The organism is Hungatella sp. SL.1.14 (genome assembly GCF_024460495.1).
Lineage (GTDB): Bacteria > Bacillota > Clostridia > Lachnospirales > Lachnospiraceae > Hungatella > Hungatella hathewayi.
The window spans coordinates 14,800-29,148 of sequence record NZ_JANFYJ010000031.1; the positions used below are offsets into that span (position 1 = coordinate 14,800).

A 14,349-nucleotide genomic window follows, 5' to 3' on the forward strand; every position below is an offset into this window, starting at 1 on the left:
TTCATCTACGCTAATGTGTCAGCCATTTTATAAATCAGCTCTTGTGTTTTATCCCATCCGATACAGCCATCAGTTATGGACTTGCCGTATATTCCGCTTCCTACCATCTGATTTCCCTCTTCTAAGTAGCTTTCTACCATAAAACCTTTTACTAACGAGGATATCCCTCTTTTCCTGCTGCACACAGACAGTACTTCTTCCAGGATTCTCTCCTGTTCATAATATTTCTTTCCGGAATTGCAATGACTGCAGTCCACGATAACAGAACTATTTTTCAAATTTAACTTTATGTACTGATCATGGAAATCGTTCAAATCCTCATAATGGTAATTTGAATACATCTTTCCGTTTCGGTCTATATATCCCCTTAAAATCGCATGTGCATATAGATTGCCCTTTGTTGCAACCTCCCAGCCGTGATAAAGCATCCGCTGTGAATGCTGTGCTGCAAATATTGCATTCAGAAGCACAGAGAGGTCTCCGCTTGTAGGATTTTTTAAACCTACCGGAATATTAAAGCCGCTGGCCATTTCCCGGTGCATTTGATCTTCAACTGATCTCGCACCTACAGCAAGATAAGAGAGTAAATCATCGAAATACATAAGGCTATCTGGATATAGCATCTCATCGGCTGCATACATGCCAGTTTCCTGTATTACTTTCAAATGCATTTTTCTGGAGGCTAATACTCCACTTATTAGATCCTCATGTGCATCATTTGTGTCTGGATTATGAAGAAGTCCTTTATATCCAATTCCATTGGTTCGTGGCTTACTAGTATAAACTCGCGGAATAATGAATATGGTATCCTTAACATCTTCTCTGACTCTTGAAAGCCTCACCATATAGTCAACCACGGTATCTTCACGGTCTGCTGAACACGGTCCTATGATAAGTATTTTTCTTTTATCTATGCCAGAGAGAATATCCCTTATCTGCTTAATGAAAACTCCCCTATTATTTTCCTGTTCCTTTGTAAGAGGGTACTCATTTTTTACTTCTTCCACATCTGGCAGTTTATTGACAAGTATCATTAATTCATACCTTCATTTACTTTCATTTACTGTTCTTTCTTATCTCACTTCATTACGGCTCCACTGCTTTTCCTAGCTCTGCGGACTTATAGGCAGCATATATGATCTTAATAGAATCATAGGCCAACTTAAATCCAGACTTCGGCTCTCTATCAAAATAAACAGATTCTACAAAATCTCTTAGTTCGTCCATATAGCCACGAATGATCTCATCTTCTACAAAAGGATTATTCCATCCTGTTTTTAAAGGAAGCATTTCTGAGATGTAAACATCATCCAGGTTATCTTCATCCAAGAAATATGTACTCATTAAGTTTGACAATGTTAGTGTGCAATTGATTACGGCATCATTGCAGTAAAGCTCCAGATAGTTTTTACTTCCACCAAGGAGAACATCTGTTGCAATCACCACAGCCTTACTGTCATCTGAAAATGTAATAATAACCGTGCCGTTGTCTTCTACATCATGTGGTCTAGCAGCGATATGTCTATGATCATAATCTGAAAGGGATGGTGTTATATGCCCCATGTCAGCAAAGACACTTTTAACTGTGATCTCTTCGCTCCTTGCTTCAGATTCAATCTGCTTAAGCCAGAGGATTGCAGAAAGAGGATGTGCTCCGGTACGAATAAAAGTGCCTCCACCAGTTTTATCCCACTCTCCTGCAACTGGAGAACTGGATCCTTTTAGACTTTCCTCGCCCTTTGCATATAAAATCTTACTTTTCTTCTTTGTAAGAATCTCAGCTGCTTTACGCACAGCAGGGGCGTAGACGAAATTTTCTGCATACATAAACTTTTTGCCAGATTCATCTACTACTTTTTTTACTTCCTCCAAGGACTCACACAGTTTCTCATACATGTGTACCTTGGAAACATTAATTCCTATGGGCCTCTCGTCACCTTCCTCGCCAAAATAACCTGTCAAAGGTTTTTCACAAATCACATGCTTTCCAGCTCGCATAGCTTCAATTATCATCTGTGTATGCGCATATGGCGGTGTGCAGATATCTACAATATCCACCTCTGGATCGTTAAGGATATCATGATAGTCCAAGGAAGAGTTCACAAATCCATAGCGTTCTTTCATCATGTTCACCTGCTCGTAACGATGCGCAGCAATCCATTTAAAGCAAAGAGGAACTCCTGTATAACGAGTCAGTGCATTCATATGCAACTCTGTTGCTCTTCCGGCACCTATCATACCCAGACATATTTCACCCTTTTTATTCACACACACTCTCTCCCTTCTGCTTTTTATTTGTACTCTACCTGTATCAGATCATCTATTATACCCATTTTCTGATTCATCTCCTCTTTAGAAGAGAACCAGAACTGGAAAAGTGCTAATTTCTGATGTTTAAAATCAGTAATTTTAAATCCATTGTCCACCCATCGGTCAAAGCGAATAATATTCTTTTTAATATCCTCTGAAAGCATGATATCCTTCATCTCGCCGTTTCTGCTTCCAAGAAGACAATAGTAACCCCAATACCCACTCTGGATACGCCCCATAGGAAATCCATGGCAATCCATGCCCGCCTCTGCCCTGATGATCCATTTATTCCACTCAACTCCAGACGCAACAGAAGAAAGGCATGTATCCCAGTTCCCTGGTGCCCTTCTCATCACTTCGATAATATAAGGCGCTCCATTGGAAACAATAAACTGAAGATGGAGCAGACCATCTACAAGATTTAATTCTGCCGCAATCTTTTCAATTTCTTCACATATAGTCTTATCTATATACTCTGCATTTTTATATGAAGCCGGATAAGATCCCTTGGAGACCATAAAACGGTCGGAGTAGTTCAAGTCATCCCATGTACAGTAATGCACTACCTTCTTATCTATAAGGAATGAACTAAAGCTATGCTGAGTGCCAACAATATATGGTTCCACAACAATCCTCTTGATTTTGGAACGACTGATTGCAACTTTCACAGCTTTCGCATACTCCTGTGGATTATTGACAACACTTATTCCTTGTCCTCCACCCAAATCTACGGGCTTTACAATTGTTGGATAGGTCAGCTTTTCAGTATAGGCAAGGGCGCCTTCTATGTTATCGAATCCCTCCGAAACAGGAGATCTTAGTTTGAGTCTCTTAGCCAAAGCTTTAAATTCATCTTTATTATGGAGTTTTCCTATAGTTTCATATGAGTCATGGCCTTTCCAGCCAAAATAGTCTGTCAAATAAGAGGCTGGAAAAGAAGCTCCGTCACTGACACCGCAAGATACAGCAGTAATGATATGTTCCTTACACAGCTCTACTAATCCATCAAAATCCATATAATCATGATAGATGTACTCATCAGAATACTTATGCCCAATATAATCTGACATAGTCGTTGTGGTTATTACATAAAACCCTTCTTCTCTAGCTGCAAGGATCAACGGCACATCGCTGTTGCTTGCATTCAACATTAATAACTTTTTTCTACGCATTACATTCCTTCTCCCTTTTCTCTTTTTCCCACATAACCAATTCTTGCTCTGTCATCCCAGACCTATAAACGTGAAAATCTCCTGGGGAGTTAACGCCTCTTTCACCGATGTTGCTTCTCTTCAATACTTTCTCTACTGTCTTTAGTATAATCTTTACATCACCCAAGAACGTGATATGATCTACATACTGGAGATCATAGACGAAGCGTTCTTCCCATGAAAGTACATTTCTTCCATTTATCTGAGCGAGCCCGGTTAATCCACCTTTAACAGAATGACGCTTCCTCTCATTTTCGTAAAACCAAGGTCCATAGTTAGTTGGTAAAGGCCTTGGTCCCACAATGCTCATGTCACCTTTAAGTATATTAATCAGGCTCGGAAGCTCATCTATGCTTAGTTTTCTGATAATGTTCCCAATTCTTGTTCTCCTCTTCTGGTCAGGAAGAGGCACACCATATTCATCAAAAACATTTTTCATACTTCTAAATTTCAGAAGATTAAAAGGCACTTCATCTTTGCCCAACCTTTCCTGAACAAATATTACTGGTCTGCCAAGGCTAATCCACACTGCTACGGCAGAAACAAGAAAAACAGGTGAAAGAACAACTAAGGCAAGCCCTGAACAAATAATATCCATAGTACGTTTTATATGCTTTTCATAATAACACTCCGTATGTGAAAACACTTGCGAAATACTTTTGCTTTCTGTATTGTTAGAGTCTAAATCAGTAATGGATTCACTGTCCTTACTGTGTTTTAACGATTTTCTCAATCTATATGACGCTACACCTACCCCAGCACTCACTGCCGCAGTTATAGCAATTTTCTTTTTTTTGTCCACGGCCTAATCTCCTCCCGAATTTATACTCCTACCAGTCTCAAAGAACTCCCAGGCTTTCTCAATCTCTTTCTTAGATATGTTTTGATTATGCTGTACATAGGGATAGGAATACCCCCCCCCTGATTGTCAGGATTTTCACAATGTCTCACCATGTAATCATCAAAACTGCATATTCTCTTAGCTGGAACTCCCACATAAACTCCATTAGGTTCCAAATCCTTTGACACAAGAGCACCTGCGCCTACAATCACGTTACTACCAATTTTTACATTGGGCATAATCGTTGCGTTATATCCGATATAGACATTATCCATGACCTCAATGCAACCAACCTTTTCAGGGAACTCCCCTTTACCAAGCCTATTCAGAACTACAAAAGATGCATCATGTGTGATGAGTCGAACTCCAGCCGATACCATGACATTATTATGCAGTTTAATCAGTTCCGGATAAAGCGGAACTAATCTCGGCTGAAAATAAACGTTCTCTCCCACAGATGCAAGGATATGTTTCTCCCTCAAATATTCTCCTCTTTGCCCAGCTCCCCGTTTCAGAGTCAGACCTATTGTCTGTAATAATCGTTTCTTGTTCATATTTATGCCCTCTACAAATGATTTTTATCTTGCAGCCTTCTCAAACACATTTTCCATGATCCTTATAGTATCTTTGATGAGGTCAAAACCTATTCACATCTTCAAATCTCGGATTCCCCTGAGTAACCTTAATGGGTACCCCTATATGCGGGGAAGAATCCACTATCAATCAGCTTCTTTTCCATCTCACTATTACCTTTGCTTCTTATATGTAATAGTTCCTGATAAGCTCCCTCATCAAAAACCTTCCTGCCTATGTAAAAATCCCTTATTCCATGTGGTGCCAAGTTCATCTTGTACTGAAATATCCCATCATCGGCACCGTAACCTCCACCAAGGACGAAGTTCCTTAATCCCTTCTCTTTCGCCCACTTAATAATTTCAAATTTCAGAAAATCATTAGCTCTCGTATAAAAGTATTCAGATTCTGTACCACCAAGATACGAGTAACAGTTCTCTGAGCCATAGATCACTAACTCTGTTGAGATGATTTTGTCCTGGAATCTTACATAGAACATTACCGAATTCTCCATGGACATCAGTTCTTCAAAAAAGGGTTTCTTAAAATAGAACTGATCCTCTGCATCACTGCGCTCCATGGTACTGTAATAGATACGCAGGAAATCATCCATGTGAGTGCCATCCTCATCTACTATGATCTCCAAGCCGTATGTGTTAGCCCTCTTGACGTTTTTCCTGACCTTCTGTTTGAAATCCATCCAGATGGTGTCAATAGGAATATCTAAGCTTCTTACTACATTGTGTGTCCGAGTCTCTGTCTCACCGCTGTAGTGCATATGGTAATTCGAGAACAATTCAAAACGGACGAACTCGCAGACGTAGGACTTATCTACGCAGTAGGCTGTATAAGAGGCGTTGAGTGCATCGTAATCCGTAATAGAACCTATGAAACCGCCATATCCATAGGGCGTGATTAGGTCAAAGTATGTGTTGTTTGGAAGAGATTCCGCCAACTTTTGATCCATCGCCACATCTCTCTTAAAAACCACATTAATAGCACGATCAGAGCCGTTCTCGTAATACAAAAGAACCGGCTCTCCCTTACTCTCATCCTCATGCATAAATGCAGTCACGTATTCATTAAAATAAAAAACATCGTAGCCCTTAATGGACTTTACTGCTTGATCCCAGCGTTCTCTTTCCAAGACTGGTATCTCTGTTATATGTTGCATTGCTTAAATCATTCCTAACTGATTATTTTTATAATAGTGCCACACTGTGGCTATCATTAATATTGAGTCATAATATTACGAGAAAGCTGTTAAACACACAGTCAACCGCAGGTATGCTGTCATTTCTCAGCATTTTCTTGAGCTCATGCCCAAACACCATATGTGAGAACAGCCTTGTAATATACATGTTTTTCTACAGCCCATGCTGCCCTATCACCCAAAACACCTCTTCACAATTTCACACACCTTATCCATATCCGCTTTACTCATCTTATTATCACTTGGCAGACACAACCCCCTCTCAAAAATATCCGCCCCCACATCCAGCAGCAGCTCGTCCTTCCCCAAGGCAGCCCCTATTCTGCCGTCGGTATAGGCATCTGTTTTTCCCCTTCCGTTCCCATACCTCGTAACAAACGGGTTCATCCGATAAAACGGCTGCATATGCATGGGCTTCCATATTGGACGTCCTTCCGCATTGTATTTGGTCAGTGCTTCCAATATTTCTGTCGGGCAGCTTTTTCCACTTTCCCGAATATACAGCGCTTCCTGTTCTCCCCGTACCTGCCTGCTCATCGCTTCTGGTTTGATTAGCAGACAGGAAAGCCAGAAATTTGGCTCACTGTTTTCTTTGTCATATGGATTCATCTCAACAGGAAGTCCTGCTTTTTCAAAGGCTTCCTTATATCTCAAATAGATTGCTTTCTTCTGTGAAATATGTTCTTCCAGATAAGGGATCTGTCCTCTTACTACTCCTGCAATCACATTGCTCATTCGATAATTGTACCCCAACTCTTCATGCTGGTACCACGATGCGATTTCTCTTGCCTGTGTAGACCACTTTCTCACTCTCTTTGCGGCTTCCCCATCATCTGTCAAAAACATCCCGCCGGAGGAACCTGTAATAATTTTGTTGCCATTAAATGAGACTGCATTAAAATCGCCAAACACTCCAGTCTGTGTTCCTTTATAGACAGCCCCCAGTGATTCTGCTGCATCCTCCACAAGCATTGCACCGTGTCTTTTACAAATTTTCTTAATTTCATCAATTTTCCCGGGAGTTCCATATAAATGGGCAACCACCACAGTCTTCACATCCGGATATAATTCAAATGCTTTCTCAAGCGCTTTCGGATCCATATTCCATGTATCATATTCCGTATCTATAAAAACTGCTTCCCCACCTTCGTATTTCACCGGATTGACAGTTGCACTAAATGTCAGATCCGAACAAAAGACCTTATCGCCCGGCTTTATCCCCGTCAATTTTATCGCCATATGAAGTGCAGCAGTTCCTGTCGCCAAAGCTACCGCATATTTGCAGCCTGTCTTATCACAAATAAGGCGCTCTGCCTCATCTATATTAGAACCAATCGTAGACATCCAATTTGATTCGTATGCTTCTTTTACAAACTCGATTTCCTGACCGTGCATAGTTGGTGAACTCAGCCAGACTTTATTGGTAAATGGAATAAGCTGCATTTCCTGACCTTTTTGCTCTTTGTTCATTTTTACAACTCCTTTTACTCTTCTTCTGTCGTTACTGCCGCCTCTCCGGCTCCCTGTCCACTTTTTCTTAAAAACTCTTTTCCCGTAGGCTTATCCCCCACCGGCTGGAATGTCGTAACAATTGTTTTAACCATCTCTACAATATGGTCACTGTTCTCATAACTTGCCCTTGCAAGCTCCTCCAGCTGCATTAAAAACTCCTCTGTATCAAATTCAACCGGTTTCCCTATATGAATCAGCTCATTGTCCGTCTTAAGCATCCCCTCTTCTGCCATCAGCTTCTCTTCAAATAATTTTTCCCCAGGCCTTAACCCCGTATAAGCCATCTGAATATCAATTCCCGGCTCATACCCTGACAGCTTGATCAGATTCCGAGCCAAAGTATCGATCTTAACCGGATCCCCCATATCCAGAACAAAGATTTCTCCGCCCCTCGCATAAGTACCTGCCTGCATTACAAGACTTACCGCTTCCGGTATCGTCATAAAATAACGAACTATGTCCGGATGTGTAACCGTAACCGGACCACCTGCTTCGATCTGCTTCTTGAACAGCGGAATAACAGAACCGTTGCTTCCAAGTACATTCCCAAATCGAACCGCCACGAATTGAGTTCTCGCTCTGCTTCCTTGTCCAATGGTGTCCATGTTTTTTTCTTCCCTTACACTCTCAACAGCCATATGATCTACCGGATCAGGCACCACCTGCCAATCAATTGTTTTATTTGCATGCGCATACAAAAACGGCAATATATCCATCCTTCCCTCTTTGCTGACCGCATCCATACTCTGAATCACCATCTCACAGAGCCGCTTGCTCGCCCCCATAATACTGGTTGGATTAACAGCCTTATCCGTACTGATCAGCACAAACTTTTGTGCTCCATTCCTCAATGCTGCATAAGCCGTCTTATATGTACCCACTACATTATTCTTAATCGCCTCATTGGGACTGGTTTCCATCAGCGGAACATGCTTATGTGCCGCTGCATGGTACACGATATCCGGTTTATACTTCTCAAATACCATATTGATTCTTCTACTGTCACGCACTGAACCAATTAAAACTACCAGATTCAGCTTATCCTTATACTTTCTTTTTAATTCCTGTTCGATATCATAGGCATTGTTTTCATAGACATCAAAAATGATCAGCTGTTTCGGCTCATGGCCCGCAATCTGACGGCATAGTTCACTGCCGATCGAACCGCCTCCTCCTGTGACGAGTATCGTTTTTCCCCAAATATATTGGAATATCTCCTCCATATTTACTTTAATCGGCTCTCTTCCCAACAGGTCTTCTACCGCCACTGCCTTCATTCTGCTCAGCGACACCTCGCCGTTGGCAAGCTGGTAGATCCCCGGCAGACTCTTCAGTTCGCAATGGGTCTCTTTACAGATATTTAAAATGTCCCTCTTATCTTTTGGAGATGCGGTTGGAATCGCCAGTAAAATCTGGTCAATTCTATACTTATCCACTGCTTTCATGATCGAATCGCGCCCGCCAACCACAGGCACTCCTTCCATAAACCGTCCCCATTTATTAGGATTATCATCGATTACACAGCACGGCTTCGACATAACCTCCGTTGAGCTTTTCAATTCTTTTAATATCACCTGTCCCGCAGCACCGGCGCCAATTACCATTACGTTGTGGACAGCGCTCACATTCCGTTCTCTTCTGGTCCGCTCCAGCGTCACATAGCGATACGCAAACCGTACCGCAGTTACCAGCGCAAGCTGCATGGCTGAGCCGATCACGTAATAGGAGATCGGCATACGTTTGAGTAACACAGTAATAAACACAGTATGAAATACTGTGGTAATCACACTCGACGCAAATATTCGATTTAATTCACTAAAGCTGGCAAATCTCCATAGACTTTTGTACAGATGCAGCGCATAGAACACAATTAATGCAAATACCGTATAAAGCGGTACAAATTTCAAGTATGAATCGAGATATACCTGTGGGATTTTTGAGAAACGCAAATCAAACCGCAGCCACAAACCAAAAAAGTAGGAAAAATTCACTGCGATAATGTCATATATAATAAGATAGAAAGCGATCACTTTCCAATGTTCGATATGTCTTTTTTTTAAATTATTTCCTTTTGAAGGTTTTGATACTTTATTACTTTCCTTTAAATAACTCATATTTACTCTCACCGTACTTTATACTCCGTTCTCCCATAACCCCCAAAAAGCTTGAGGTTATCTGTCTTTCGTATCGATCGCTTGATCGGTCTGTATCTATCCGTGCTATCGCTAATCTGCATCACTTCGATACAGATTCCAAGTAAACCTTCAGCAGGTTTACTGCCCCCTCACGAATGCCTCCATTACAGTGGGATAATATATTTACAATCTGCTTCTGCTCCCCTAACCTGCCGTCATCAGACGAATCTCCGTAGATCAGATAATCCAGAGACAATCCCATTTCCTCAGACAGAAGAATCAAGGTCTCAACAGACATTCCACATCGGCCATTTTCAATGTCACGATAATACCGTCCATTCTTTCCGATTCTTCTCCCCATTTCCTCCCCTGTCAGTCCCATTTCACGTCGACGGCAGCCCAGTCGTTTTCCCACTTCCTGCCTGTTATAGGTAACCATTTCATCCCGCCTTTCGATGAGACAACATAATAAATATTATGTTGTTTATAGGGCGAAATGTCGCCTGCCGCCTGCATTTGGGTCATGGTTTTTTATAAAAACAATCATATATTTTAGGAAATTTTGGATTTTAAGAGTTGTAAAAAGTCGAAATGCGTGATAGTATAATATACAGTTTTGGTTTAAAACATACATTAAAATTGTATTTACAACATAATATTTATTATGTTGTTCCCCCTTCTAAATCACCAGTCTCAGCCTCTCCAGCTGTCTCCTGTGCTCCTCCCCTGTGGAAATCATATAAATTCTGGTAGTATTAATACTGCTGTGTCCCAGCACGTCTGCAAGCTTTGCGATATCCTTATCAATTTCATAAAAACTTCTGGCAAACAGATGGCGAAGGTTATGCGGAAATATTTTATCGGCCAGCACCCCTGCTTCTGCTGCGAGCCCCTTCATTCCACGCCAGATATTACTTCTATCCATGGCATTTCCGGTTTTCGTGATAAATACCTCGCCTTTTTCGATTCCATTTTTCTGAATGTAAAAAAGCAGTTTTTTTCTAAGATTTCCCGGTATCATAATCCTTCTGTTTTTTCCTTTGCAGCATACCTCTGCATATCCCAGTCTTACGGCCTTTACGGTCACAAAACACAGCTCACTAACCCGAATTCCTGTACAGCATATAGTCTGCAGGATCATTTCCAGCCTGATATTGCCGGATTTTCTGGCCGCCTTTACCAGACGTATATACTCCTGTCTCGATAATTCTTTTTCCTCCAGGCAAAATGCCTGCTGCTGGATCTTCAGCTGCTTTACGAGAAACTCTGGATGATCCAGCCATCGGAAGAAGCTGTTCAGAGAGGCCAGCATGGTATTCACACTTCTCGCACTGTATTTTTTTTGAAGAGACTCCTTATAGCTGATAATCTGCGCCTTAGTTACCGGATTCTTTCCGATATAATTCAAAAAGCAATCAATATCATGGATATACTTTTTTATCGTTCCTTTACTTCTTTCTTCCATAATTAAATAGTTTTTAAATCCCTCTAATTCCGCTTTCTTAATCCTAAGTTCATTCATTTTCCCTGTCTCTCTCCTGTTCGTTTATTTTTTCACTCGTACATCACCGGAATCACACGGTTTTATGATTGTATCTTGTAATTTTGCCGTTTTATTTATGCATTGTAACATTTATTGTTCCCGAAATTAAGTTTTACAAAAGGTACGCAGCCAGCCGCAAAAAAAAGCCCCATCAGCCGCGCACAACCAAACCGATGAGGTGTAAGATATAATGATCATATTCAATTATACAAAAAGCCGTGGGAATCAATCATATTCCCACGGCCCATTCCATCACTTTTTTCTCTTTTATCAGGAAAACAGCGGCGTTGACAAATACCGGTCTCCCGTATCAGGAAGCAGTACAACTATTTTCTTTCCTTCATTTTCAGGTCTCTCAGCCAACTCCTTCGCAGCCCATACTGCCGCTGACGATGATATGCCAACCAGGATTCCCTCATTCCGGGCGATCTCCTGTCCAGTTGAATAGGCGTCCTCCTCTTTGACCAGAATAATCTCGTCATAGATATCCCTGTTTAAAATTGTCGGAACGAAGCCGGCGCCAATCCCCTGAAGGCCATGAGGTCCCGGATTTCCGCCCGAAAGAATTGGGGATCCTGCCGGTTCTACCGCAACGATTTTCACATTGGGATTCTGGCTCTTTAAGTATTCTCCCACTCCCGTAATCGTGCCGCCTGAACCTACGCCCGCTACAAAAATATCCACAGTGCCATCAGTATCTCTCCAGATCTCAGGCCCCGTCGTCTCCTTATGGGCCTTCACGTTAGCCGGATTATCAAACTGTCCCATGATTACGGAACCGGGGATCTCGTCTCGCAGCTCTTCTGCTTTCGCAATCGCTCCCTTCATCCCCTTCTTTCCATCCGTCAGTACAATCTCCGCGCCGTATGCTTTCAACAGATTCCGGCGCTCGATGCTCATGGTTTCCGGCATGGTCAGGATTGCCCGGTATCCTTTCATCGCAGCAATGCTGGCAATCCCAATACCGGTATTGCCGGATGTCGGTTCGATAATGGTGGCGCCCGGCTTTAAGGTTCCCGCTTCTTCCGCATCAAGAATCATAAACAGAGCAGCCCGGTCCTTCACACTTCCTGCCGGATTTAAATACTCCAGCTTCGCGATGACGGAAGCCTTCAGCTGATGCTTCTTCTCATAATTAGTCAGTTCCACCAGAGGGGTGTTGCCAATCAGTTCCATTGCACTCTTTCTGATATTTTCCATAATCAGCCTCTTTTCTAATTCATAGTGTTTTCATATGAATTCTTTTTACTGATTTTAGTCTTAATGCTGCCATTTGTCAACTGTTTTTTGTGTTTACGGAACATATTTCTATAAGTCATATAAACGGCTGTATTTTTCCTTCAGATACTGAATATAATACTTCGGATTAAAATCTTCTCCCGTCGTATCTTTCAGAATCTCTCTGCTGGTCTTTAATTTACCAAAACGATGGACATGATCTCGTAAATACTCACGGATTACTCCGATCTCCCCTCTCTCCAGAAGGCCCTCGAAATCCATCTTCTTCTTCATATGATAATACAGCTGTGCTCCAAATGCACTGCCCAGCGCATAGGAAGGGAAGTAGCCAAAGGATCCCTGCGACCAGTGAATATCCTGCAGCACTCCTTCGGAAGCATTTTCAGGACGGATTCCCAGATATTCTTCGTATTTGTCCGCCCATATCTCCGGAAGCTTCTTTAAATCCAGATCCTCCTCGATGATCATTTTCTCGATCTCATAACGGATCAGAACGTGAAGGCTGTATGTGAGTTCATCTGCCTCTGTGCGGATCAGACCTGGTTCTGCTTTATTGATAGCCTCCACAAACTGATCTCTGCTGACACCCTCTAACTGCTCCGGGAAAATAGACTGGAGCTTCTCATAGAGCGGTACCCAGAAGGCGGCGTTGCGGCCGATGATATTTTCAAAGAATCTGGACTGGGATTCATGCATCCCCATCGATGCGCCCTGGCCTGCCAGAGTCTGCGTCAGTTCATCGCCAATGCCCAGTTCATAGATCCCATGGCCTGCCTCGTGGATAACCGAGAACAGGGAGCTGTCCACCCGGTCACTGTAGTGAGTGGTAATTCTTACGTCATGATTGTGCAGGTTCGTGGTAAACGGATGGGCGCTGACTGCCAGGACACCCTTTTTAAAGTCAAAGCCTACGTATTCTGCCAAAAATTCCGCCAGCTCTCTCTGCTTTTCTTCCGGATAATCACCTTTTAGGAATTCACTGTCGATCTTCTTTCCACGCTCCCGGATCTCACGGATCAGGGGAACAATTGCCTCTTTTAATTCGCTAAAAAACTGATCCAGCAGCTCCATGCTAAAGTCCTTTTCATATAAATCCAACATGGAATCGTACAGCTTCTCGCCATCCTTCGCCCTGTAGGAGGCAAATTTTTTCTGATAGTCCACTACTTTTTCAAGAGTAGGGACAAATTTATCAAAATCATTATCCTTCTTTGCCTTGGCCCACACCCTCGTGGCCTCCGACACCAGCTGCGCATTATCACGGTACTCTTCCGAAGGGATGCAGACGAGCTGCTCTCTCGTCTCCTTTGCCTCTTTTACAATAGCTTTTTCCACATCCGTGAGCCCATCTTCCTTCTCACAGGTCTCAATGGCCTCCTTCATCTCTTCGCTGGCCATAACACGGTAATACTCTTCTGATAAAGCCCCGATCACTCTGGCTGTATTGGCTCCTGCCTCCTCTGGCGCCAGCGTCTCGTTGTCCCATTCAAACAGAATCAGCGCAGTTTGCAGCGCCATCGTCTTTTCCAGTACTTTTTCCAATCTTTCATATGCTTTACTCATGATGTCTTATCTCCTTGTCTCTATATTCATAATCTGTCATATCTGTATCCAGTATACCTCTTCTGCCATATCCTGTAAAGTATGGAAATTCCGGGAAAAAACGGCCGCAAAAATACACTGAAAACAGTAAAAGACGATCCTACCAAACAGTATATACGAAATCTCAGAAATTACTACGTTCCTTCTGTAACCTTGCTTCATTTTCATAT

At 42.3% G+C, this 14,349-nt stretch carries 12 protein-coding genes; all 12 read right to left on the reverse strand.

Features of this window, described 5'->3' with window-relative positions:
- Nucleotides 1-5: 5 nt before the first annotated feature.
- The 12 genes from NE473_RS25595 to NE473_RS25650 all read right to left on the reverse strand — a co-directional run bounded on the left by NE473_RS25595 (nt 6) and on the right by NE473_RS25650 (nt 14,140).
- Nucleotides 6-1,034, reverse strand: a complete 1,029-nt coding sequence (locus NE473_RS25595; protein WP_006776221.1) for a 3-deoxy-7-phosphoheptulonate synthase — start codon at nt 1,032-1,034, stop codon at nt 6-8.
- A 52-nt stretch (nt 1,035-1,086) separates the two neighbouring features.
- The gene (locus NE473_RS25600) at nt 1,087-2,268 is read right to left on the reverse strand and encodes a Gfo/Idh/MocA family protein (RefSeq protein WP_006776220.1); all 1,182 of its coding nucleotides are present in this window, start codon (nt 2,266-2,268) and stop codon (nt 1,087-1,089) included.
- A gap of 23 nt (nt 2,269-2,291) precedes the next feature.
- The gene (locus tag NE473_RS25605) at nt 2,292-3,482 is read right to left on the reverse strand and encodes an ATP-grasp domain-containing protein (protein WP_006776219.1); all 1,191 of its coding nucleotides are present in this window, start codon (nt 3,480-3,482) and stop codon (nt 2,292-2,294) included.
- Nucleotides 3,475-4,323, reverse strand: a complete 849-nt coding sequence (locus NE473_RS25610; RefSeq protein WP_006776218.1) for a sugar transferase — start codon at nt 4,321-4,323, stop codon at nt 3,475-3,477. The genes NE473_RS25605 and NE473_RS25610 overlap by 8 nt, the downstream gene beginning before the upstream one ends.
- A 20-nt stretch (nt 4,324-4,343) precedes the next feature.
- Complete coding sequence (locus tag NE473_RS25615; RefSeq protein ID WP_118077584.1) at nt 4,344-4,916, reverse strand: acyltransferase; 573 nt, start codon at nt 4,914-4,916, stop codon at nt 4,344-4,346.
- A 128-nt stretch (nt 4,917-5,044) separates the two neighbouring features.
- The gene (locus tag NE473_RS25620; protein WP_242866262.1) at nt 5,045-6,082 is read right to left on the reverse strand and encodes a GNAT family N-acetyltransferase; all 1,038 of its coding nucleotides are present in this window, start codon (nt 6,080-6,082) and stop codon (nt 5,045-5,047) included.
- A 240-nt stretch (nt 6,083-6,322) separates the two neighbouring features.
- Complete coding sequence (locus NE473_RS25625) at nt 6,323-7,618, reverse strand: DegT/DnrJ/EryC1/StrS family aminotransferase (protein ID WP_006776215.1); 1,296 nt, start codon at nt 7,616-7,618, stop codon at nt 6,323-6,325.
- A gap of 14 nt (nt 7,619-7,632) precedes the next feature.
- Nucleotides 7,633-9,774 carry a polysaccharide biosynthesis protein gene (locus tag NE473_RS25630; RefSeq protein WP_055652214.1) on the reverse strand — a complete coding sequence of 714 codons (2,142 nt, stop codon included), beginning with the start codon at nt 9,772-9,774 and terminating at the stop codon, nt 7,633-7,635.
- A 121-nt stretch (nt 9,775-9,895) separates the two neighbouring features.
- Entirely contained in the window at nt 9,896-10,234 is a 339-nt protein-coding gene (locus NE473_RS25635) for a helix-turn-helix domain-containing protein (RefSeq protein ID WP_039894157.1), read from the reverse strand.
- 240 nt (nt 10,235-10,474) lie between these two features.
- Entirely contained in the window at nt 10,475-11,317 is an 843-nt protein-coding gene (locus NE473_RS25640) for a tyrosine-type recombinase/integrase (RefSeq protein WP_055652215.1), read from the reverse strand.
- A gap of 291 nt (nt 11,318-11,608) precedes the next feature.
- Nucleotides 11,609-12,538, reverse strand: coding sequence for a cysteine synthase A (cysK, locus tag NE473_RS25645; RefSeq protein WP_055652216.1), 930 nt, complete (start codon nt 12,536-12,538; stop codon nt 11,609-11,611).
- A 108-nt stretch (nt 12,539-12,646) separates the two neighbouring features.
- Entirely contained in the window at nt 12,647-14,140 is a 1,494-nt protein-coding gene (locus NE473_RS25650; protein WP_055652217.1) for a carboxypeptidase M32, read from the reverse strand.
- Between the last annotated feature and the right edge of the window lie 209 nt (nt 14,141-14,349).

What these genes read in the sequence shown, in the direction of transcription:
- NE473_RS25640 (WP_055652215.1), bottom strand. Translation starts at nt 11,317, where the DNA reads ATGAATGAACTTAGGATTAAGAAAGCGGAATTAGAGGGATTTAAAAAC.
- NE473_RS25625 (WP_006776215.1), bottom strand. Translation starts at nt 7,618, where the DNA reads ATGAACAAAGAGCAAAAAGGTCAGGAAATGCAGCTTATTCCATTTACC.
- NE473_RS25605 (WP_006776219.1), bottom strand. Translation starts at nt 3,482, where the DNA reads ATGCGTAGAAAAAAGTTATTAATGTTGAATGCAAGCAACAGCGATGTG.
- NE473_RS25635 (WP_039894157.1), bottom strand. Translation starts at nt 10,234, where the DNA reads ATGGTTACCTATAACAGGCAGGAAGTGGGAAAACGACTGGGCTGCCGT.
- cysK (WP_055652216.1), bottom strand. Translation starts at nt 12,538, where the DNA reads ATGGAAAATATCAGAAAGAGTGCAATGGAACTGATTGGCAACACCCCT.
- NE473_RS25630 (WP_055652214.1), bottom strand. Translation starts at nt 9,774, where the DNA reads ATGAGTTATTTAAAGGAAAGTAATAAAGTATCAAAACCTTCAAAAGGA.
- NE473_RS25615 (WP_118077584.1), bottom strand. Translation starts at nt 4,916, where the DNA reads ATGAACAAGAAACGATTATTACAGACAATAGGTCTGACTCTGAAACGG.
- NE473_RS25650 (WP_055652217.1), bottom strand. Translation starts at nt 14,140, where the DNA reads ATGAGTAAAGCATATGAAAGATTGGAAAAAGTACTGGAAAAGACGATG.
- NE473_RS25595 (WP_006776221.1), bottom strand. Translation starts at nt 1,034, where the DNA reads ATGATACTTGTCAATAAACTGCCAGATGTGGAAGAAGTAAAAAATGAG.